Annotated in this window: 11 protein-coding genes and 1 pseudogene; 1 reads left to right on the top strand and 11 read right to left on the bottom strand. The window is 58.5% G+C overall.

What is annotated here, in order from left to right:
• Positions 1-5: 5 nt before the first annotated feature.
• The 3 genes from AABC73_RS02875 to AABC73_RS02865 all read right to left on the bottom strand — a co-directional run bounded on the left by AABC73_RS02875 (position 6) and on the right by AABC73_RS02865 (position 5,632).
• Positions 6-2,009, bottom strand: a complete 2,004-nt coding sequence (locus AABC73_RS02875; protein ID WP_341522386.1) for a hypothetical protein — start codon at positions 2,007-2,009, stop codon at positions 6-8.
• A 77-nt stretch (positions 2,010-2,086) separates the two neighbouring features.
• Positions 2,087-2,785: a hypothetical protein gene (locus tag AABC73_RS02870; protein ID WP_341522385.1), complete on the bottom strand. Its 699-nt coding sequence runs from the start codon at positions 2,783-2,785 to the stop codon at positions 2,087-2,089.
• A gap of 105 nt (positions 2,786-2,890) precedes the next feature.
• Positions 2,891-5,632, bottom strand: coding sequence for a hypothetical protein (locus tag AABC73_RS02865; RefSeq protein WP_341522384.1), 2,742 nt, complete (start codon positions 5,630-5,632; stop codon positions 2,891-2,893).
• 773 nt (positions 5,633-6,405) lie between these two features.
• Here AABC73_RS02865 and AABC73_RS02860 point away from each other — a divergent pair.
• A pseudogene (locus AABC73_RS02860) lies at positions 6,406-12,579 on the top strand (DUF6543 domain-containing protein).
• Between the two features lie 149 nt (positions 12,580-12,728).
• Here AABC73_RS02860 and AABC73_RS02855 read toward each other — a convergent pair.
• The 8 genes from AABC73_RS02855 to glnE form a co-directional block, all read right to left on the bottom strand.
• Positions 12,729-14,168, bottom strand: coding sequence for a lipopolysaccharide kinase InaA family protein (locus AABC73_RS02855; protein WP_341522383.1), 1,440 nt, complete (start codon positions 14,166-14,168; stop codon positions 12,729-12,731).
• The gene (locus AABC73_RS02850; protein ID WP_341522382.1) at positions 14,168-14,947 is read right to left on the bottom strand and encodes a lipopolysaccharide kinase InaA family protein; all 780 of its coding nucleotides are present in this window, start codon (positions 14,945-14,947) and stop codon (positions 14,168-14,170) included. Before AABC73_RS02850 ends, AABC73_RS02855 begins: the two co-directional genes overlap by 1 nt.
• Positions 14,944-15,678, bottom strand: a complete 735-nt coding sequence (locus AABC73_RS02845; protein ID WP_341522381.1) for a lipopolysaccharide kinase InaA family protein — start codon at positions 15,676-15,678, stop codon at positions 14,944-14,946. The genes AABC73_RS02850 and AABC73_RS02845 overlap by 4 nt, the downstream gene beginning before the upstream one ends.
• Positions 15,678-16,484: a lipopolysaccharide core heptose(I) kinase RfaP gene (gene rfaP / locus AABC73_RS02840; RefSeq protein WP_341522380.1), complete on the bottom strand. Its 807-nt coding sequence runs from the start codon at positions 16,482-16,484 to the stop codon at positions 15,678-15,680. Before rfaP ends, AABC73_RS02845 begins: the two co-directional genes overlap by 1 nt.
• Positions 16,481-17,605, bottom strand: coding sequence for a glycosyltransferase family 4 protein (locus AABC73_RS02835; RefSeq protein ID WP_341522379.1), 1,125 nt, complete (start codon positions 17,603-17,605; stop codon positions 16,481-16,483). The genes rfaP and AABC73_RS02835 overlap by 4 nt, the downstream gene beginning before the upstream one ends.
• A complete protein-coding gene (gene waaC, locus AABC73_RS02830; protein ID WP_341522378.1) occupies positions 17,605-18,672 on the bottom strand; it encodes a lipopolysaccharide heptosyltransferase I in 1,068 nt (355 codons plus the stop codon). The genes AABC73_RS02835 and waaC overlap by 1 nt, the downstream gene beginning before the upstream one ends.
• Position 18,673: 1 nt before the next feature.
• Entirely contained in the window at positions 18,674-19,708 is a 1,035-nt protein-coding gene (gene waaF, locus AABC73_RS02825; RefSeq protein ID WP_341522377.1) for a lipopolysaccharide heptosyltransferase II, read from the bottom strand.
• Between the two features lie 214 nt (positions 19,709-19,922).
• Complete coding sequence (glnE, locus tag AABC73_RS02820; protein WP_341522376.1) at positions 19,923-22,880, bottom strand: bifunctional [glutamate--ammonia ligase]-adenylyl-L-tyrosine phosphorylase/[glutamate--ammonia-ligase] adenylyltransferase; 2,958 nt, start codon at positions 22,878-22,880, stop codon at positions 19,923-19,925.
• Between the last annotated feature and the right edge of the window lie 156 nt (positions 22,881-23,036).

Raw genomic sequence — 23,036 nt, 5'->3', positions numbered from 1 at the left:
TACTCCTAGAGCAAACCTTTAAGGTGATTGTGGCGCTCAGCCGGTGAGTTCATATTGCGGGCAGGTCCGTAAATAGCAATTAACTTCCGTTCATACTCTACTCGATCAACACCCCATAGATTGGGATCGACACTTATCTCAGGGTGGATTTCCCGTAAGGCATCAATTGCTTTTTGAAGGTCACGAGAGACATGACCAGGCGCATTTACATCCTGATCTAGGACCAGCGCTCGGCCAAGTCTTGATTGAAAGAAATCGCCTGCCGTATTGGTATACCCGCGAGGTCGTTTTAAAAGAGCCATTCTCATACGACCGATGAAATCGATCACTTGTTTTTTTTGATACTCCTCATCAATCATGGCACTTGCAATTGAAGCCAGAGGTGTGGAGTTTTTAGGAAAGCCAGTGTCTGCTTGCTGAAAGCCTTGTTTTATGAAAGCGTACAGCTCTGCACCTGTAATTTCCTTTTCTTGCGTCCCCTTAGCGGAGTAGTAAATTCTTGGACCGTTAGCCTCTTGCCGGATAGACCAGCCGCATTGTGTAAAAAGTTTATTAAATAAATCCGGATTATCCACTCCAAACTCGCTGATTTGCGTAGGAAGCTCACCGTAACCTTCTGGAGTAACCGTTTTTTGCATGGCCCCAGCCCTAAATGTTTGCCAGTCCCAGGCTTGAACCGCATCCATTGCACCTTCATTCGAAGACATCGCAATGACCACAGCCTTTTCATCATCCGTTGCCTTGCCCTCTCTGATCAGGTCAACCCAACCTGTGAATTTATTAAGTTTTTTTGTTCCGTGGTACATAGGTCCGTAATAGGTCATATCGGAATGTCCCCCTCTACTTCTGACCCATTTGTACCTTGAAAATTGAATGCCCAAGCAGCAACCGCATGCGCACTCATCTATCACCCGAAATTGCCCCACCAACCCCACCGGATGAAAGTGACAAACCTTCGCCCACGAATCCAGCCCCACTTTCTCGGCCACTTCATCCCACCAACTCAGTTGTTTGATGCGCTCTTTTTCCGCCTGCCAGTTCAGGTGCGGGGTTGACCCGCTGTGGCCGAGCATTTCGTCCATGGCGTCCCACTTGCGTGGCCGGTGTGCCCACTCGGTTTCGTAGTCGATGATCAGTTGCGAGATGGATTGGGCGTGGGCCGGCAGGTTGAGGGCGGCCTGTATTTCATCGCCGGACATTTTGCCGTCGCGGTCTCGGTCGATGATCTCGAACAGGCGGCTCATGACTGGCCCCTGGTCCACATCGTCGGCCAGGGCACCGTATTGCGCGAGTTGCGCTTCGCTGAACTGGTTGACGGCGCGCAGGTAGGAGGCGAGGAATTTGCGCGGCACGTCGTAGTTGAAGATGACGTCGTAACCTTCCCATGCCCACGGACTGAACCACGGGGTGACGCCCACTTCCTCGCGGACCCAGCCGTCGAGCAGGGCGTGGTTGGCGTCATGCAGCAGACCATCGAGGCGATACCAGTTACAGGCCTTTTTGTCCGGGGTGGCCGCGACCGCGATTTTCTTTTCAGGGGGCAGCCCGTCGAGCAGGCTTTTCGGAACAAGCAGGTCAGCGTCGCTGAGGGCGTGGGGCGCGTTCAGCGTGGGTGGCTGTTTGGCGTTGAAACGCTCTTGATGGGTCACCACGGCGCTGCCCTTGGCGAGCTTCAGCCAGGTCTTGCTGCTGGCGGGTAAACGCTGCGCCCAGGCGCGACTGGCGGCGATATACGCTTTGACGTTATCGCCGCTGAACACCTCCAAATGCAGTTTCTGTTCCGGCTGGTCCGCGTAGCAGTCCTGATACTGACCAATGTGGCCGATCAGGTCGCCGGCCTTGATCGGCACGGGCTTTTCCAGCACCACCACCTGATGGCCGGGGATCAGACAAGACACCGGATTGCCTTCGCGAGCGACACCAATGCGCTCGAACTTCATGTCTGCAGAACCGGAGAGGACGAAGCCGCCTCCGGTGGTTAGGTCGCCGATGCGGATGATGTTTTTCATGTCGTGCTCCGGCTCAAATTGACACAACTTACTGTCAAGCCCGAATTATAAGGCCTACATGTTCTGAATTATTTGTATCACCAAGCGAGCGTGCGAAGTTCTTCTGGGATTACATAACGACCTTGCACATAACTTAGTATGAATGTTTTCATCTCGCGCTCATTTCTTATATCCTCACATCCGCCTTCTGTCTCGTGATAAACAATTTTTTCTACCTTTTCCTTTACCACCAAATCTGCATATAGCTCTGTAAGCGGCATCACGTTCACCGTCATCTTTCGCTTAGCAAAACTACCTGCGCATCGGGTATCCCACTCTCCAGAATATTCATATGTAGTCAACCCATTTAGGTGGCTCAAAAGTTCACCGCCATTCGTGGTGTACAGCCTCAAAGACTCCGAGCTGTAGGGATTTGCCTGCGAAGACCCTTTCCATAAAATCCGAATCCCGAATGCCAAATTAGTTTTGTCTAGCCGGTATTCGGCCGTATCGATAAGAATCCCGGAACTGTAGATAGCATCACCATTCAGCGCACTCAATTCTCGGACCCGACCAATGACACTATTCGATTTAAGATCATACACCTGAACATCCAGATCAATATTTTCCGCGCGGCCAATCGACGCTGCCACTATCAAGTTTCCGGTTGCCGGCCATATTTTACAAACTGTGCTGCCACGCTCAATACTATCTTCTTGATAGAGACCATCTATGATTTTTTTATAGTCTTCCAAGCAACCAGCGCTGGTTAAGCCGGAGAGAAAAACCAACGACATAAAACACACACATGCTCTGGCTTTTGACATTCAATTACACTCACTAATCCAAATTTAAAACTTGCACTGCAAACAAGATAGCCAGTGCGCCATTAGATGAAAACTTCACTCTAATGTTTTTTTGCTCCAGTGATACTTGAAATGCTCCTTGCGATCAGATCTACTACCAGTACCTTTATTAACAAGGTCTGTAATCAAGTCTACAACCTCCGGAGCACTACCACGGTCCGCAATATCAAAAGCTCTTTTATCGAGCCAGAAACTAACCGCAGAGCGAACGGCATACTTCATATCCAACAACATATCTGGATTCGTAACGAAATCCACGTTATCCATGGGCCACCTATCTTGATTTTCAGCATGCCACTTGTTAAATGTTTGATAATTGTAGCGCCCCGTAAGTTGCTTCAGCCCACGGCCTCGATACCTCCATCCATCGGCGCTCGAATGTCCTCTATTCCCTAGTTCGGCGCGGCCACCATATGCTCCATTAGCGATTGCTTCATAGTCAGACTGGCCCATAGGCAAGCCATTCTCCTTTAAGAATCCTTGCTTTGTGACATACCCATGCATCCTAGCTTCATCTGGATGCGCCCTGAAATAGCTAAACAATGCCGTTAGCGCAGTAGTCTTATAGGTGAAATTCTCTTCTACTTGTAGTACTTCCCCGGTCTCTTCCAATATCTGAGCAAAAAAATGAGTCCGACGTAATGGTGTGTCTAGCTTATAAAAATCGATATGATCATTAAGCTCATCAGCGATTGCCTTTAAATCGGAATGGCGACTGGTTGCTAGTTTCGGATACAACTCCTTCATGATTTCAAGGGTAAATACAAATCTATTTCCTTGAAAACACCCCACCAACCCCACCGGATGAAAGTGACAAACCTTCGCCCACGAATCCAGTCCCACTTTCTCGGCCACTTCATCCCACCAACTCAGTTGTTTGATGCGCTCTTTTTCCGCCAGCCAGTTCAGGTGCGGGGTTGACCCGCTGTGGCCGAGCATTTCGTCCATGGCGTCCCACTTGCGTGGTCGGTGTACCCACTCGGTTTCGTAGTCGATGATCAGTTGCGAGATGGATTGGGCGTGGGCCGGCAGGTTGAGCGCGGCCTGTATTTCGTCACCGGACATTTTGCCGTCGCGGTCGCGGTCGATGATGGCGAACAGGCGGCTCATGACCGGCCCTTGGTCCACATCGTCGGCCAGAGCACCGTATTGCGCGAGTTGCGCTTCGCTGAACTGGTTGACGGCGCGCAGGTAGGAGGCGAGGAATTTGCGCGGCACGTCGTAGTTGAAGATGACGTCGTAACCTTCCCATGCCCACGGACTGAACCATGGGGTAACGCCCACTTCCTCGCGGACCCAGCCGTCGAGCAAAGTGTTGTTGGCGTCATGCAGCAGACCATCGAGGCGATACCAGTTACAGGCTTTTTTGTCCGGGGTGGCCGCGACCGCGATTTTCTTTTCAGGGGGCAGCCCGTCGAGCAGGCTTTTTGGAACGAGCAGGTCGGCGTCGCTGAGGGCGTGGGGCGCGTTTAGGGTGGGTGGCTGTTTGGCGTTGAAACGCTCTTGATGGGTCACCACGGCGCTGCCTTTGGCGAGTTTCAGCCAGGTCTTGCTGGTGGCAGGTAAACGCTGCGCCCAGGCGCGACTGGCCGCGATAAACGCTTTGACGTTATCGCCGCTGAACACCTCCAAATGCAGTTTCTGTTCCGGCTGGTCCGCGTAGCAGTCCTGATACTGACCAATGTGGCCGATCAGGTCCCCGGCTTTGATCGGCACGGGCTTTTCCAGCACCACCACCTGATCGTGAGCCTGGGGTTCAAGGGCACTTAGCAAGGACTTGAAATGAACGTACTGGTTAACGCGCTCCAGCTTGCGGTAGTGGCCGGTGCCGCTGACGGTGACTTCCGTGCCGTGGGGCAGTTCGCCGATGACCTTGCTGTCAAAGTTCGCTTCGGCCCGGACCCTGAGCGAGCTGTCGCATCTGATCCGATACTCGCCTGCGGCCAGGGGCTCCAGATAATGGCTGGCGAGGTAGCCGAGCAATTTCCCGTCACCATCTTGCAGAAAGGTCGGCCCCGGGGTGTTTTCCAGTTTGCGGAAGTCACCCTGGCCGCTGATCGTGACCTCTGCACCTCTTGGCAGCAGGTCGAGCACCTTGCCTTGCCAGTTCTTGTTGCGCACGTTCAAGCCCACCTGCTCCGGTTGACCGGGACGGGGGTCTTTGACGTCAGACTTGACCCGTCGAATCGCCGCTTCGGGCCAGAACGGCGGGCGGGTGATGGCAGGATCATCCCGGTAAACGGCCCAGTCCTGCAGGTGCATGTACAGGCTGAAGAAGGTCAGGCTGGGCGGCGTATCGGCGCTGCCGTCGATCTTCGGCGCCTGAAGACGGTGCCGCACCAGCACAAAATTGCGCGAGAAAGGTTTCTGCACCGAGAGCTTGTTGACGAAAAACCCCGTGGTCGGTGAATGCTGATCAATGCGGTAGGCCACCACCTCGCCATCGGCCAGACAATGCACGCTGGACTGATCGAGTGTGCCAGCGGTACCGCCATCGAAATGCACCCCGCCGTGCCACAGGCCGCTGCGGCCCAGCGGATAAAAGCCGGCCGCCGCTTTGGCCATCTGGGTCAATTGCAGCAACGGGTCGCGCTTGTCCCTGAAGGGGTGGCTCCAGTTCTTCACCGCAGGCAGTGCGGCGATAGCGGCATCGACGGGTGAAGAAGGGCGAACCGGGCCTGCGTCGGGGGTGGGCAGGACAGGGCGAGGATGGGTTTCTGACCTCGTTTTTCGATCAGGGGCGGGATGCCAAAACAGCCAATCGAACCATTTAGCCATAACGTATTTGCTCCTTGCATAAGGTCAGCCAGAGAAGTGCCGAAGTCCTTGGGATTCGGTGTCGTGTTTGATTAGGGAATTGCGGATTTTTAAACAACATTTTTAAATTAAACGGAAAAATCAAACAATTAATGAAAGCACTCGACCCGATAAAGTCCTGCCAGGGCCTGTACCCGGGACACACAGAATAATTGCCGTGTGTATTTGTCTTTAAACAACTTAAGTGAAATACAGCTGAAACTCAGCTTAGATTCGCGGAACAGGACAATGAGTTATTTCGATCTGTCATTCCAGCCCCCGAGAAGAGACTCGGAAAATTCCAGATGATTATCGGAAAGAACCTACAACCTGAGCTCGATCAGTGTTAAATAAGCAGCGCCACCTGTGATCGTTGGTCATTTTTGATAGACAATTTTTCAAAAAACGGCGCCAACGGGATTTTGTAGAAGTCGTAATAGACATCACTCTCATAGCCCGCAACGCGACTGACTGCATGACTGATCACCTGCCGGTTCAAGCTCTCAGTAATAAAGAAGTTCTCACGAACAAATTGTGTTTGTCGGCGCCTATATCAGGCGGCAATAATCGGATCTAAGCCCTCCGTAACTTATGGAACATTTCCGGAACAGAAAATCCGCGTCACTTACCATCCAATAACTATCTACCCCCCAACCCCCCTCCGCTTCTGATTGATTGAACCAATCCATAACGGCCTGACGGCCCTCAATCATGTCGGCGCTCTTTCAAGGTGCCTATCGAGAAGCAGAAATCAGATGCAGACACTGACCCCGGTTCCGCAATTTCCCACCGTCACTTTGCCCATGGCCACGGCCGCGCTGAAAAGGCTTGGCGAGCTGAGTGCCAGCCTGACCCATGAGCTCAAGGCATTGCCTGTGCCTGATGAGGCGTTATTGAACGCTATCGCCGCGCCGAACTCCGCTCAGCGGGCGTCGGAAGTTTCCCGGCTGCTGCAGCGAATCAATGACTATTGGGATGCGCCCAGCCAAACCGGCGAGAGTCGTTACGAATATTTCATCACCGGTATGAAACGCGCCTTGCGTGACGAGGTGAGCGTCAAGATTCACGAGCGCGACCTTGCTACGGATTTCGCCGCTTGCCTGCCCGTCTCGCCTGCCCGCCTGGAAAACCAGCCAGCCTCCACAATCACGACCTACTCCCTGCACTTGCAGCTGGATGATGACGAGCGAGTTGAAGTCGCTGGCGCGCTGGTCATCTCCCTGGCGCAGGGCCAAACCTTGCTTATGCTGCCGGGCCTCGGGATAACGGGCTTTGCTACCCAGGCCGCGTTGCGCGAAACGCTTGTGCAGTGGCTCAATGCCCCGCAGTTCAAGGACGCATTATTCAACAATCTGCGGCAACGTCATCAAGACCAACTGGCGGATATCAACAAGGATCCGGACCTGCACCTGGAGCCGTTCATCGACGCCGACGTGCAGTTGCAGCCACTGGCCCAGGAACCTTTCACCCACGCCCTCGACAGCCTGCTCAACAAACAACGCGACGATGTCCTCTACGCTTGAGCCAAAGAACACTCCGAAGGTCCACAAAAAAGTCGCACGCTGATTCAAGGCGCTATGGACATGCGCGGTCTGTTCGGACCGACTGCGATGCTGGAATTGCGCGAGCTGGCTTACCTGGAGAGCCGCTATCGGCAAAGCCTGCCGGACTGGATCAAGATCGCCAGCCCGGATGACCTCAACACGTATGCCGAACACCTGCGGCATTACGATGAGGCTCGTGCAGCCACGTTCAGCGCGCTTGGGGCGGCGGCTTCGCCGGAGCGCTTTGCCGAAGCGAACCTGCGGACCAGAATGGCTGATGATCTCGGCTTTGAGCTGGACCCCGGCGCCATCATGGTCAGCACGCGGCGCACGCTGCCCTTGACGGGCGAGCCGTATACCGTGACTCGCAGCCTGCTGGAGCTGGCCTTGTATGGCCTGCATCCGGGCGATCGCCAGGACGGATCGCACTTTCTCAACCAGACCGCCCTGAGTTTCCAAGGTGCCTCGCTGGACGCAACGTACTCCGCGCTGAACCCCGCATGGATTGCCCGACTGGTCGATGAACTGAATGTGCGAATGGTCTTCGGTGAGTTCCAGCGCACGGCTTATCAACAAGAGCACAACCAGCAATTGATGCGCGGCCTGACGCGCAGACAGATCACCGCACTGGCGTACGCGGCGAAAATGCAGGGCCATCTCCAGCCAGGAGATTTCGCGCTGCTCGAGACTGTTGTGGACCCGGCCCGAGCCGCTGCCGATCCGACGCTGCGCGTCCAGCAGATCCGACTGAACAATCGTAGTGTGCTGGGTAAACTGCTGATTGTGCGCAAAGAGAACGATCGTGGGCAGCTTGATCGTCTGCTGATGTTCGCCGCAGACGCGCCGCGCTCCCGGCGCTTTATAGCCGTCAAAAATGAAACCCAGTTGCTGAATGAACTGGTCGGCTGGCTGGCCTCGGATGAACTCTGCGAGTACCTGATCAAGCAAGTCGAGTTTTCCGCGCGCCTGGAGTTGCGCCAGCAATTTGCCGCGCTCAGGCTAAGACCTTCCTTGCCGGCCGACTTCCTCCAGCTGATTGATCTGCCGAATTTCGACACCGCCTTGCGCCTCTTCGCCGAGGAGCATATACGCGTGGCGCTTTCCGAACAGGCCGGCCACACGCCTCAATGGTTCGTGCAGGCCAGCGCGGCGCAACGCCAGGAACTGGTGGCGCTGGAAGATGCCGTTGCGGGCGCGTCAGACAATTACGAGGCCAAACCTCACACCCGCGTGCAACCGTTCAAGGATTACGTGCATGAACGGGCCAGCCAGAAAATCAACCAGTTGCTGAACAAGCCGGTTGGCACAGTAGACCCCGACCTCATTGTGATCAGCAGTGAGCGGGAAACCATCACTTACACGGACATGTTGCTCAACGGCTACGACGACAGCATCGATTTCATCCACTCCAGTGCCGACACCCAGGCCGAATTCAGCGGCCCGGAAGGCGTGGACCTGAGCGCATTGTCACCGGCCAGAGTCGCAGGTTCGGTGCGCGGCAAGTGGTTGGGCGACGACTACATCGCCCTGATCAACCGCACGTTGCTCAACGCTGACGGCGAAGGCTATGAATACCGCCGAAAGACCAGCGTACTGATGACCCAGTTGCAGATGACAGCGGCGGCGCTGCGCAGCTACCTGAAAGGGCATATCAACGGGCAACAATACGCATGGCTGCGAGCGTCGCTTGATCGCGCTCATCTGAACGACGTCGGCACTCGCGAACAGCATCCGCTTTATCCGTTGCAGATCCATGTCGACAAACCCTTCATCGCCTCCGGCCTGCCGGGCGTGGATCAACTGGTCATTCCCAGCACGCAGCTGACCCATGTGGAGACCGTGCAGGGTTGCCTGGTGATCCTGCCGACCACCGTCAGACAACCCGCCCTGCTGTACACGCCGCAAGCACCCGACGGCATCGAGTTCCGTCCGTTCGGCGACTTCACCGAGTCGCTGAAGACTTCGGGCATGATCGATTACTACAAGGATCGCTGTCGCATCAAGGCGCGCAAGAACCTCTCGTTCTTCCTCCACGACATGCGTGAGGGGAACGCCAGCAAGTCGCCCTTCATCCCCAAGGAATCCATCGCAGACTTCGCTGATGTGTGTTTCAACCGACCGCTCATGCGCCGGCTGCGTGACGTTGCAGAGACCACGACCGGACGCAACGAGATGATCGCTCGCCTGACCTGGAGCACAGTCGAAGTGATCGCCACGGTGGTCACCCTGCCGTTCCCGCCGGCGAGTTTTGCCGTCGGCGCATTGCTGGCCGTGCACGACACGGTGCGCGCTTTTCAGGCGTTGAGCGAAGGCGACAGCGAAACCGCCAGCGTCTACATCCTGACCTCGATGCTCAACAGTCTTGGCGCCGCAGGCGATGCAAGCGTCGGTCTGAAGGGTTTTGGCGGCGTGTTACGACGGCTCAACTATCAGACAGGACGCCAATCGGTGCTCAAGCCTGTCGAGCACACGGCCGATCTGCCCAAGTATTCCGATCTGTTCCCGATGCGCGTGGACAACGAAACACTCTGGATCGGCCGCGCCAACGCCAACGGTCACGCGCCGGTCTTCCGAAGCACCCATTTATCCGATGAACCGCAAGTGACCGGCCAGTTCGTCGGCCAGAGCGCCGCCGGTACCTGGCAACCACTGGCGCACGAGTTCGACGCCACGACAGCAGGCCCGCACAACGGGCTCAAGCGCGAACTGATCGTCGACGTCTCCCTGCACGACGTGCAACCCAGCGCCAGCGGTCATGCAACGGGCGTGAGCCAGGTGAACGGCCAACACTACATCGACCTGAACGGCTCCACCTATCAAGTGCAATTCGATGCCCGGATGAGGGTCTGGAACATCATTGATCCGGCCAATCCCTTTGCGTTCTTCGGCAAACGTCCGGTGACGCTTGACCCGCACGGCAAGTGGCAACTGATCGAACGCACACACCTGCGCGGTGGCGGTGTCGACGGCTTGGCAGGCTTCACGCTCTTGGATGAGGAAGCAGCTGTTTTGCCTGCAATGGGCGACTATGAGCTGCCTGAACACATGCGCATCCACCTGCAAGACATCGTCAGTGACAAGATGATCGACCCTACCGGGCTGGGCCTTGAAGGCTATTTCACCCACCATTTCGCCGAGATGCGCAGCACTTACCTCACGTTGCGCCAGAATCTCTATCGCGACGCCAAGGCTTTCTTCGAGCAGCCGACACTTCCGCCACGCCCCGCATTGCCGACGCTGGATGCTTCGACCAGCGTGGAAACCCTGTTGCAAAACGTCTACGCCAACACTCATGGCCTGGTATTGGGCGAAGCGCCGAAGTCGGTGGCCAGCAAGCGCCTGCTCATCCTCAATATGCCGCTGCTGGCCGAGCAGCGGGTCGAGGTGCTGTACATCGAGCACCTGTTCACCGATCAACATATGGAAAAACTGGCCAAATATCGCAAACTCACACGGCACTCCCGTGCAGGTTCTCACAACATCAAACATCACCTGCGCTATCTCAATGACGGCGAATTGGTTACCGACGTCGCCGAATACGATTACTACCATCTGGTCAAAGCCGCCCATCGCTACAACATAGAGGTTCGCCCGTTCAGCTCATCGGTCAGCTACCCCTATAGCGAGCACGCCGTGTCGACGGCCGTCGGCGATCTCGCAGCCGCGCAGAAAATGAGCAATTTTTTCGGGCACAAACTCATCAGCGGCGACGTCGCGGCGCACCCGTCCCGCCGCTGGGTGGCACTGCTCGACCAGAAGCTCGCTACCACCTACAACAACCTGCCCGGCATCGCCGAGCTGCAAGGCGTTATCAGCATACGGATCGAGGATGCGCCGCTGGGAACCTCGACGCGGATTACTTCCGATGTCGCCGGCTACATTCCCGGCGACCCGGTTGCCAAGGCTGACTTCCGAATGCAGGTCGCCAACCCGGTCATTATCGAACCGGCTCCGGCGCAGGTGTTCGCGGCAAGCCATACCCAAAGCATGGATGACAATCTCTACCTGTATCTCACCGGCGAGGCCCCGGTGGAGCTGCACATGGACCCCTCCACCTGGAAAACCTCGACCACCCGCAAACCGGGCAGCGACCGCTACGCCGGCGAGCACGGCTTTCGCTGGGACGCTGCCAGCGGCTGGCAGCGGGTTGAACCGCACGCCTGGGCCCGGGAATACTCACCAACCGCCATCGCGCTGTCGCTCGGCGATCCTGTCTACGAAGTGCCCGTGGCGCAGCGCAGCAACGTGCACCGACTGGCGACCTTTGAGCGGCGCGGGCTCGACGCCCAATACTTCCTTGGCGATCCTGAACAGCGGGCATTACAGGAAGAGTTCTTCAGGCTGCGCAGCACGCTGCAAAAAGATGCACGCGCTATCGTTTCCGCAGATCTGCCGCCACGACCCGACTTACCTGTGATAGCGGCTGACACCAGCGTGGCAGACTTTCTGACCCGTCTCTACGCAACCGCCGACAGCGTGATAGTGGGCGAGTCGCACGCCTCGATTGCCAGCAAGAAACTGATCCTCGACAACCTGCCACTGCTCGCGCGGCAAAATGTCAGAACGCTGTACATGGAGCATCTGCTCACCGACCTGCATCAGGCCGATCTGGATCGTTTTTTCGAGACCGGGGAAATCACCAAGACATTGCTGCACGACCTGAAGCGCTTGGACAGCGGCCATAAAACAGATCCGCGCAAGCTCTACACCTTCGAAAACCTGGTGATCAAGGCTCGCGAAAACGGTATCGAAGTGCGTGCCCTGGACTGCGCGGCGAGCTACCACGTCAAAGGTATCGACAACGAGGCTCTTACCACGCGTCATCAAATGTTCAGCTACTTTGCATCCCGAACGATTCGCAAGCATCAGGAAGTCATGGGCACACATAGGTGGATCGCGCTGGTTGGCAACACGCATTCCAATACGTTCGAAAAGATAGTCCCGGGCCTTGCTGAACTGGAGGGCGGCATCGGGCTGCGGGTGACCGATGTCAGGCCGGGGCTGGCCAGGCCGCCAGCCTTTGATCCGGGTGCTACGGTGAGTGATCAGCTCAGCAACCAATCAAGTTTTCTCAAGGGCGATTACCGGGTGGAACTGGACACCGCGCTCATGTTGGAAAAGCTGCAAATGCCGAAGCCGCTGCCCATCGAACAACGCCTGCCACGACCCGGCATGTTCGCCATTGAAGCGGGCCAGGACGGGCAATTGACGATTGTTCACCGCTCCAGAGACAGCACAATTCTGCAAACCCCGGTGCAGGTGAACGCTGAAGGCAAGATCTACGTGGAACGCCCGACCTGGCGCGCGGTACACGCCCAACCCTTCGACGACATGGACGCGCTGGTCGGAGCACTGGAGGAAATGAACCTGACGCGGATGGCTTGATATTCGCGAGCGGACCACTGTAGGAGACTTGCTGTAGGACCGGCTTTAGCCGGGAGGGCGCAAGGTCTGACGACGCAACTGCTGCGGATGTACTTGCCTCCTCCCGGCTAAAGCCGGTCCTACTGATCCTGTTTGCTGGCCTACAAGCGTTATGCGATCTTCGGCAAGCGCTGCTCCAGCAACTGGTGCAGCGCGCTTTGCGCTGGCCAGTTGCGCATGAAGCGTGCGCGGTCGCGGGCGAAGGCGCTGGCGAACGACGCTGCCGAGTTGTGCTGGCACATGGCATCCAGGTCGATCAACGCCCAGCGATCCCGATCCCAGAACACGTTATGCCCTTTCAAATCGCCGTGACTGATGCGCTCGCCAACCAGTTGCGCGAACAGGTTATCCAGCGCCACCAGTTCCGCTTCCGGCGCTGCACCTGAGTCAACATAAGGCGCAAATCGTTCGATGATGTCCGGCCCCGGCAGAAACTCGGTCACCAGATAAGCCTTGCGCCGCAAGCCAAGGAAACGTTGTTCCTGCACCGCCAGCGGTTTGGGCGTGGCGATGCCGAGGAACATCAGCCGATTGCCTTCGCGCCAGGAATGCCATGCCCGACTCGGCCGCCAGAAGCGTTTCAGCCAGTGGGCAAAGTCCTTGATGTTGTAGCGCTTGATGACCAGCGCGCGGCCATTGACCTCGACTTTGCCGACACTCGCCGCGCCGCCGGTCTTGTACAAATGGCCTTGCTCCAGCAGCGCATCGGCCTCAGCCAAAACGGGCAACATCGCCGCTTCTTCTTCGCGACGAATCGCGCGCAGTTCGGAAGCGCCGTCAACCACGCTGAACAGGCTGCAATCACGTCCGGTCTTGTCGAGAAAATCCTTCAGGCGCCAGCTGCGCACCTTGTCGATCTGCTTCTGCAAGGCTTCCATGGGCAAGCCATGCTCACCATTGCTGAGCAAATAATGCACTGACAATTCTTCGATGAATGGCTCAAAAGCCTTGGGCAACTGCGCGAAGAACACGCCGAGGTTTTCCAGCACCTTTTGCCGGGACAACGGCTTGCCAGCTTCTTCGGCGCGAATCCCCGCGCCATCGATCAAGTACAACTTGCCGTCGTGGCGCAGCAGGTTGTCCAGATGCAGGTCTTCCTGCCACAGGCCTTTGGCATGTAACTGCGCGATAGCGGTCAGTGCTTCGGCCAATACGGTTTGCTGGTCATCGCTCAGCGGCGTCTGATTTTCCACTTCGGCCCAGGCATCGCCCAGGCTTTGCGCGTGTTCCAGCAGCTCGAACAACAGCCAGCCGCCCTCGCCTTCCTGCAGACCGTCGGCCAACAGCAGCGGCGTCGTCAGACCTTGTTGCGCCAGCAGCCGGACACCGGCCAGTTCGCGTTGAAAATGCCGCGCAGCCTTGGACCCCACCAGCAACTTGGCCAGCACCGGACGCCCGCGCCACACGCCAGCACCGACATAACGTTGCCCCGGCAGAACGCGCAAAAAGCTCAACAGTTGCAGTTCGGCCGGGCCTGCGGCGTCGGCCAGTGCCAGATTCATTGGCGTTGCGGGCGTACGTCCCGCCGCCTTGAGTTCAGACAAACGCATCAGCGGATCTCTTTCTGATCATTGCGGTGCAGACCGCGCTTGTGGCTGCCGCGCTTGCCCAGGCGAACACACCATTGCTCGACGACCGGACTGTCGACACCTGATTGCAGATACGCCGCCAGCAGTTCGCGAACATGGGCTTCGCTCCACATCGGCGCGCGACGCAGCAACGGCTCCAGATCCTTGACCCGATCCCGCTTGCCGAACAGCAGCGGCCGGGTTTTCTCCAGGTCGATCAGCTGCGCCAGGTAAGCATCGGCCTTGGCCTTGAGGAAAATATGCTTGGGATAAAAACAGCCATGCACCTGCCCCGCGCTGTGGACCGTGCGCGCCAGCTGGCCGCAGGCTTGCAGGATCGCCGATTGCTGGCGCGTGGTCAGTTCCGGCCATTGCTGCAACAAGGTATCCAGATCGGTCCAGCTGTCCAGCGCACGGGTCAACAGGATCGCCCGACGCTCGGGACCGATTTTGACTTCGCCGTAAAACACCGCGTGCAGTGCCGGAATACCGAGCTTTTCGTAGCGGCTGATATTGCGGAATTCCCGGGAGAACGACGGCTCGCCAAACGGGTGATGCCAGGTGTGCATCAGGTAATTGCTCTGGCGCTTCAGATAGAAGCCCGAGCCTTCCAGCTCCAGACGAAACACGCTGCTCCAGCCGCCGCGTCCAGTGTTGGGCTCATCGACGGCATCCAGCTGGACTTCCCACAGCGACTGGAAATCAGCCAGGCCGTGGCGTTCCAGCAAAGGCCGGTCGCTTTGTGCAATGAAATCGGTCATTCGCGTCCCTCAAAAAAGCTGACGATATGGCGGATACGTTTCTTGTCGGAAGCGTTGAGCCGCGCTCGCTGCCGATACTGCAAATAGAAGCGCAGGCGTTGGGTGGCCGACAGATGATATTTCGCCACTTTGTCCAGGCACGCCAGATCCTTGGTGATCCGGTAGCGCAGCATGAAGCTCCACCAGAAAGCGCCGTTGGGGCAGTCGATCAAAAAGAGTTTGGCCTGATCGTCCACCAGCAAATTGCGCCACTTCAAATCGTTATGGGTGAAGTGCTGGTCGTGCATCGCGCGGGTGTAACGCGCCAGTTGGCGGCTGACACCATCGACCCACCGGCGATCCGCCAGCAACGGATCGTTCCGCAGCGCCAGCGCTGACAAGTCTTCGGTGTTGGGCAGTTCGCGGGTGATCAATGCGCCACGATCATAGGACGCGCCCTTGCGCTCCAGCCCCCAGGCGATGACGTCCGCCGTGGGAATGCCCCATTTGGCGAAGCGCTTGAGGTTTTGCCACTCGGACTTGACCCGAGGTCGGCCCAGATAGCGACGCAAGCCTTTGCCCGCGCCGACGTAGCGTTTGACGTAGTAATTCACACCATCGCGCTGCACGCGGATCACTTCGGACAATGGGTCGCGAGTCAGGCGCTCGCCTTGCAAGGCGAACACGGCGTCCAGACTGCCGAAGTCCTCGGCGAGAAAGGCGTAAGCCGATTCCAGGTTCCAACCCGCCATCAGAGCGCATCCCCGTAACGCACTTTGCGCTGATACAGCTTGTCGGCTTTCATTTCCAGCCAGCTCAGCAGCCTGGCTTCCTCGGCGAGAATCTGGCGCAGCGGCTGCTGGAAATAGCCTTTGAGGAAACGCAGTTTGTCGCGTCGGGTCAGGCCAATGTCCAGTGCCGAAAAATACAGGGCGGCCAGATCCTTGTTGCGCCAGCGCGGGGTAATCACCCGGCGCGTCTGGGCGCGATGCAGGTCGATCACCGACAAGCGGAAATCGTCAGCGGTCACGGGCGTGTCGGTGTGCAACAGGAAGTGGCAGATATAACAGTCGCGATGGTTGACCCCGGCGCGGTGCATCATGCCGACCATGCGCGCGACTTCGGCGATGAATGCGCGTTTCAGACGCGGCTCCGGCGGCTCGTTGCGCCAATTGATGCTGACGTCTTCCAGGCTTTCGGTGGGCGCCAGCTCTTCAGTGACGATAAACGAATGCTGCGCTGCCGGATTGCTGCCGCGCTCGCCGTAAGCCACGGCGGTCATGGTCGGCACGCCGACTTCTTTCAGGCGCGCGATGGCTTGCCATTCCTTGCCCGCGCCCAGCACCGGCAATTTGGCAGTAATAAGATTCTTGGCGACTTCGCCCCAGCCGATGCCGCGATGAATCTTGACGAAATACCCGCGCCCTTCGACTTCGGTGCGCAAGGTGCGCCGACCTTCAAGTTCGCGATACACCTGACCGTCCAGACGCTCGACTTCGGCGAACGCATCGCGTCCGGCCCAAAGCGTCTTGAACGGTTCAGCAAGGAACAACTTCATGGGTAGTGCTCCGCCAGAATCACATCGGCCGCGTGCTGCGGCATGCTGTACAGGTCTGCTGAATCGGCGAAAGCCAGACCGTTCTTGCTCCACGCTGCACGCGTGGCGTCGTCGGCAAGCATCGTTTTCAGGTACTTATTGAGCTGAGCCTGATCGAACGGCTCGTCCAGCACCAGCCCGCTGTCGGCTTCGGCAATGTAGTGGGCGTAACCGCATACCGCGCTGACCAGCACCGGCAAGCCGGCAACCAGCGCTTCAAGCAGAACGGTGCCGGTGTTTTCGTTGTAGGCCGGGTGAATCAGCACGTCGGCCCCCATCAGGAAACGCGGGATATCGCTGCGGCCTTTCATGAAGGTCACGTGATCGCCCAAGCCCAGAGTGGCGCTTTGCAGCTGGAATACTTTGGGGTCGTCCTGGCCGATTACAAACAGCCGGGTGCGTTTTTTCAGCTCGGCGGGCAATGCGGCCAGCGCCTTGAGGCTGCGATCCACGCCCTTGGTCTTGAACCCGGAGCCGATCTGCACCAGCAGCAAATCGTCGTCGGCCAGGCCGAACTCCTTGCGGAACTCAGCACGAATCTGCGGCGCTTCCGGCGGTGCGCGACGATCCTGAGCAATACCCGGCGGCAGCAGATGAAAGCGCGACAACGGCGTGTCGTAGTACTTGATGAACAGCGGCTGCTGCACTTCGGAAATCATCAGCACCTGGGTTTTCGCGTCTTTGGCGAACACCGCGCGCTCGTACTCGGCGAAGTGGCGATAGCGGCCCCATTGGCGATACAGCGAGTGACGCAGGTTTTGCGCCTTGTCCTCGAAACAGCCGTCAGCGGCGTAATACACGTCCAGGCCCGGCATCTTGTTGAAGCCGATCAGGCGATCCACGGGTCGCTTGGCCAGGTCCGCAGCCATCCAGGCGCTGAGCTTTTCATTGCGGCGATGGTTGAAGAACGCCTTGACCGGCGCAACCAGCACTTCGAAACCCGGCGGCACTTCGCCTTCCCAGATCAGGGTGTAAACGCGAATCTGATGCCCGCGCTGCTGACATTCCAGGGCGATGCGCATGAAGTCGCGTTGCAGCCCGCCGAACGGGAAGTATTTGTAGAGTACGAAAGCCAGTTGCATCAGACGGGTTCCTTTGCCAGCAACAGCGCGCCCAATTGGCTCGCTACTCGCTCGGGATTCAAGCGAGTGAAGCACACTGGCCACTCGCGTTTCAGATCCAACTGACGGCGGTCTTCATCCGTCGGTTGATAGGTGCATTTCTTTTGCAGGCAAGGCGCGCAGCCTGGGTAATCAGCAGCCAGATGCACTTGCGACTTGCCGTAGGCGCCGGTCAGGCCGGGGTTGGTCGGGCCGAACAGCGACAAGGTCGGCACATCCAGCGCAGCGGCCAGATGCCCGATGCCGGTATCGACGGCGACGCACGCCTGAGCACTGGCCAGCACTTTGGCGACGCCAGCCAGATTAAGTTTGGGCAGGACCACCGCGTGAGCCAGCCCTTGGGCGATACGTTCGGCCCGGGCTTTTTCCGCTGGATTGCCCCACGGCAGACGCACTTGCAGGCCGCGCTCGAGCATGCGCTCGGCCAGTTGCCGCCAGTACAGCTCCGGCCAGTGTTTGGTGGCCCAGGTCGTGCCGTGCAGGAACAGCACGAACGGTGCCTGATTCGAATCCGCGTCCAGCAATCGTTCGCGATCCAGCCCGTAATCGCCCAAACCGGCAGGCACTTGATAGCCCAGCGCCTGAGCGAACAACTGCCGCAAGCGTTCCACTGCGTGCTGGCCGCGCGCCACAGAATAGGCCCGATCATAAAAGCGGCTGCTCAGCGGCTCGCGTGCAGAATTTTTGTCCAGCCCGGCCACTGGCGCGTTCACATAACGGGTCAGCCAAGCGCTTTTCAACAGGCCTTGGGCGTCGATCACCAGGTCATAACGGGTGTCGCGCACACGCTGTTTGAATCGTCGCCATTCGCCGCTTTTGAACGTCTGCCAAAGGTTCTTGCGCCAGCGGCGAATCGCCACCGGGATGACCTCGCCCACCGCCGGATGCCAGGTCGGAATTTCCGCGAAACCTTCCTCGACCACCCAGTCGAACTGAATGCCGGGCAGCGCCCGCGCCGCGTCGGTGATCGCCGGCAAGCAGTGAATCACATCCCCAAGGGACGAAGTTTTGATCAGCAAGACCCGCAAATCAGACAACCTCCACCGGCGTGCCGCCCATGTGCGAGAGCGCATTGATTACGGACTCAGGCTCCAGCAGGCGCAGGCAATTGTAGTGACCGAAACGGCAGGTGCGGTCAAAACACGGGCTGCATTCGATGCCCAGACGCACGATTTCCACTTCATCGGCCAGCGGCGGCGTGAAAGCTGGCGATGTGGAGCCGTAGACCGCGACCAGCGGGCGGTTCAACGCCGCAGCCACGTGCATCAGGCCGGAATCGTTGGACACCACGGCATCGGCGCAGGACAGTAAATCGATGGCTTCGGCCAGGGAAGTGTCGCCGCTCAGGTTGACGGCTTCTTCGCGCAGGCCAGGAATCAGGCGCTCCAGAATGCTTTCGCCCACCGGATGATCTTTTTTCGAACCGAACAGCCAGACCTGCCAGCCTTCACGAATCTTGGCTTCGGCGACTTGTGCGTAATGCTCGGCAGGCCAGCGCTTGGACTCGCCAAACTCGGCGCCGGGGCACAAGGCCAACACAGGGCGATCCAGAGTCAGACCGAACTTGCTCAAGGCCGCGTCGCGGGTGGCGAGATCGATACGCAGGCTCGGCCTCGGATACGTCAGCGGCAAGTCCGCGCCCGGCTCGTACGCCAGGGCCATGAAGCGCTCGATCATCAACGGATAACGTTCTTTATCGAGGGGGCGCACGTCGTTGAGCAGCACGTAGCGGAACTCGCCACGCCAGCCGGTACGCTTCGGGATGCCGGCAAAAAACGGCACCAATGCCGACTTGAGCGAGTTGGGCAGCAGGATTGCCTGATCGTATTGGCCCTTCAGGGACCGACCGATGCTGCGCCGCGTGCCCAGTTCAAGCGCGCCGTGGCCCAGTGGAAAGCTCAGCGCCGCGCGCACTTCTGGCATGCGCTCAAGAATCGGCCGACTCCACTCAGGCGCCAACACGTCGATTTCGCATTCGGGATAACGCTGTTTCAGGCACTGGAACAGCGTTTGCGCCATCACCATGTCACCGACCCAGCTAGGCCCAACGATCAGAATTCTCATGCTTCTTCCAAAAACGACCAGGGAGGCCGGTCAGACTGCGTGACATTCCCACACAACCTGACGCCTCCCTGTCTTAGCTTTATATAGTTGGAGCGAGGCTTGCTGCAGGACCGGCTTTAGCCGGGAGGCAATTGAGGCTCTCGCGACTAAAGTCGCTCCTACGGGCGCTCCTACGGTCGATTCGCGGGCAAGCCTCGCTCCAACAGATTCGGGCTTAACCCAACCCCAACTCACCCCAGATCCGCATCACTTCACGCCGTTCAGGCTCGAACTGATCACCCCGGACCACGCCGGCTTCATTCTGCAACGCCTGGCGATGAGCGGCCGAGCGGTAGACTTTATACGCCTCACGCAACAGGTTGGCATCGGTGGCGGGCAGCAGCCCGGCCTCTTCAAGCCCTTCCAGAATCCTGATGTTATCGGTGTAACGCAGCAGTGCCGGATGTTCCCGGGACCACGCCAAGGCCGCGTATTGCACCATAAATTCGATATCGACGATACCTCCGGCGTCCTGCTTGAGGTCAAACGGCACTGCCGCCGAAAAGGCATTGGCGCCGGTTCCGGCTGTGCTGATCCGCGTGCCGAGCGTGCCGCGCATCTTGGCGCGCATCTCGCTGACCTCCTGGCGCAGCTTGGGCAAGTCGCGCTCGCGACCGAGCACCGAGGCGCGGACACTTTCGAAGGCTTGCCCGACTTCACGGCTGCCGACCAACACCCGCGCGCGCACCAGCGCCTGATGTTCCCAGGTCCAGGCCTCGTTTTCCTGATAGCGGGCAAACGCGCCCAACGAACTGACCAGAAGGCCCGACGCGCCGGACGGTCGCAGGCGCATGTCGACTTCGTAAAGCTGGCCCGAGTTGGTCTGGGTGGTCAGCAAATGAATGATCCGCTGGCCCAGACGCGTAAAGAACTGCGCGCTGTCGATGGGTTTCGCGCCATCGGTTTCGGCCTGTGGATCACCGTCGTGAATGAACACCAGGTCCAGGTCCGAGCCATGACCCAGCTCGATTCCACCGACCTTGCCGTAACCGACAATGACAAAGCCGGGATCGCACAGGCTGCCATCCGGACGCGAAGGCGTGCCATGACGGGCAACCGTGTGCCGCCAGGCCAGGGCCAGCACTTGTTCAAGAATCGCCTCGGCCAGCCAGGTCAGGTAATCGCTGACTTTCATCAACGGCAAGCTGCCGCTGATTTCCGACGCGGCGACCCGCAAGCGATGCGCCAGCTTGAAATGGCGCAGCGCTTCCATTTGCTGTTCGAGATCATCCTCGGGAATGCGCGTCAGGCGCTCGCGCAACTCGGCCGCCAACTCCGGCGCCAGCGGCGGGCTGAACAGCCGGCCTTCGTTGAGCAGTTCGTCGAGCAACAGCGGAAAGCGGGCGATTTGCTCGGCAATCCACGGGCTGGCCGCGCACAGCGTCAACAGCCGACGCAGCGCGTCAGGATTTTCCGTGAGCAGCACCAGATAAGCAGAACGCCGCGCAACGGCTTCGACCAATGGCAGCACACGTTCCAGCACCAGATCCGGATTCTCGTGTTCCACTGCCTGGGCCAGCAATCGGGGAATGAACGCATCGAGCCGTTCACGACCCAGGCGCTGCATGGACCGCAGCTGCGAGCTGTTGCGCAGGTCGGCCAGATGCTTCAGCGCTTTGCCGGCATCGACGAAACCGCCGGCCAATAACTGACGGCAAGCGGCGTCTTCATCCTGGGATTCCTCCCACAGCGGCAACCATTCCCCGCCGACAACCACTTCACCTTCGTCCTCTTGCTCATCGTCAGGATCGGAGTCCGGATCAGCGATGACTTGCCGGAAGTGCCACGACACCCGGCCGCGCCAATACATAAGCTGCGCGTGGAAACTCTGCCAGTCGGCAAAACCGAGCATGAATGCGATACGCGCCTTGTCCTGCTCGGCATCGGGGAGCATCTGCGTCTGCCGGTCGGCAATCGCCTGAATCGCATGTTCGGTGTAACGCAGGAATTCATAACCCTCGCGCAGCTCGTCGGTCACCGCCGCAGGCAGATAACCTTGGCCTTCAAGGGTTTTCAGCACTTTGAGCAGCGGCCGCTGTTGCAGGCTCAGGTCGCGCCCGCCGTGGATCAGCTGAAAAGCCTGGGCGATGAATTCCACTTCGCGAATGCCGCCCGCGCCGAGCTTGATGTTCTCGGCCATGCCTTTGCGGCGCACTTCCTGCTGGATCAGCTGCTTCATGGTGCGCAGCGCTTCGATGGCGGAAAAATCCAGATAGCGCCGATAGACGAACGGCCGCAGCAGGTCGAGCAATTGCTGGCCCGCAACCTGATCGCCGCCCACCACCCGCGCCTTGATCATGGCGTAGCGTTCCCAGTCGCGACCCTGGTCCTGGTAATACTGCTCCAGCGCATTGAAGCTGAGCACCAGCGCCCCGGATGAACCGTAAGGCCGCAGGCGCATGTCCACGCGAAACACAAAACCGTCGACGGTGATCGGGTCCAGCGCCTTGATCAAACGCTGACCCAGGCGAATGAAGAATTCCTGATTATCCAGCGGCCGTTTCACGCCGACGGTTTCGCCGCCTTCGGGGTAGGCGAAGATCAGATCGATGTCCGACGACAGGTTCAGCTCCACCGCGCCCAGCTTGCCCATGCCGAGAATGACCATCTGCTGGACTTCGCCGCTGCGCCGCCCGGTGGGCGTGCCGAATTGTTCGCAATGACGCGTGTACAACCAGCGACAGGCCAGATCAATGCTGGCGTCTGCCATCTCGGAAAGGTCGCGACAGGTTTCCACCAGATCGGCCTGGCGGGTCAAATCACGCCAGATAATCCGCACTTGATGACGCGTGCGTTGGCGACGTAGATTACGCCCCAGCTCATCTTCGCCAACGGCTTCGGTCAGTGCTCCGGCAATCTGCTCGCGCAGTTCGCCAGGAACAAAGCTACGCTCCAGTTCGCCGGAGTCAGCCAGGTCCAGCAGCATCTGCGGGTCGCGACAGATTTGCTCGGCAACAAAATCACTCGCCGCGCAAACCCGGTCGAACGCTTCGCGACGCGACTCCGGCCAGGCGTTAAAAGACTCGGCACTGCCTTCGGGCAGCGTTGCTATAGATGTACGAAACGACTGCTGTGCCCGAGTGACTAAAGGCAGCAGGATGGCCGGCAAATCGGCCAGCGAAGGTAGGCTCATGGTCTATCCTTGATCGGCGTGCGTGGGGCTGGGTGCCGTGAGGTCAAGATCCACGTCACTTGCAGGACTGTCGAACAAAAGTCATAAATTGCTGCAATAGTGATTTTTGTAGCAGCCAGCATCGGTTTTTAGTCCAAAAATATTTGATTATCACTA

Source organism: Pseudomonas sp. G.S.17, from assembly GCF_038096165.1.
Lineage (GTDB): Bacteria > Pseudomonadota > Gammaproteobacteria > Pseudomonadales > Pseudomonadaceae > Aquipseudomonas.
Note: the sequence above shows the minus strand (reverse complement) of the source record. Positions and strands in the feature narration are given on the sequence as shown.

What these genes read in the sequence shown, in the direction of transcription:
- rfaP (WP_341522380.1), bottom strand. Translation starts at nt 16,484, where the DNA reads ATGAAGTTGTTCCTTGCTGAACCGTTCAAGACGCTTTGGGCCGGACGC.
- AABC73_RS02875 (WP_341522386.1), bottom strand. Translation starts at nt 2,009, where the DNA reads ATGAAAAACATCATCCGCATCGGCGACCTAACCACCGGAGGCGGCTTC.
- waaF (WP_341522377.1), bottom strand. Translation starts at nt 19,708, where the DNA reads ATGAGAATTCTGATCGTTGGGCCTAGCTGGGTCGGTGACATGGTGATG.
- AABC73_RS02870 (WP_341522385.1), bottom strand. Translation starts at nt 2,785, where the DNA reads ATGTCGTTGGTTTTTCTCTCCGGCTTAACCAGCGCTGGTTGCTTGGAA.
- AABC73_RS02855 (WP_341522383.1), bottom strand. Translation starts at nt 14,168, where the DNA reads ATGCGTTTGTCTGAACTCAAGGCGGCGGGACGTACGCCCGCAACGCCA.
- glnE (WP_341522376.1), bottom strand. Translation starts at nt 22,880, where the DNA reads ATGAGCCTACCTTCGCTGGCCGATTTGCCGGCCATCCTGCTGCCTTTA.
- AABC73_RS02865 (WP_341522384.1), bottom strand. Translation starts at nt 5,632, where the DNA reads ATGGCTAAATGGTTCGATTGGCTGTTTTGGCATCCCGCCCCTGATCGA.
- AABC73_RS02835 (WP_341522379.1), bottom strand. Translation starts at nt 17,605, where the DNA reads ATGCAACTGGCTTTCGTACTCTACAAATACTTCCCGTTCGGCGGGCTG.
- AABC73_RS02845 (WP_341522381.1), bottom strand. Translation starts at nt 15,678, where the DNA reads ATGGCGGGTTGGAACCTGGAATCGGCTTACGCCTTTCTCGCCGAGGAC.
- AABC73_RS02850 (WP_341522382.1), bottom strand. Translation starts at nt 14,947, where the DNA reads ATGACCGATTTCATTGCACAAAGCGACCGGCCTTTGCTGGAACGCCAC.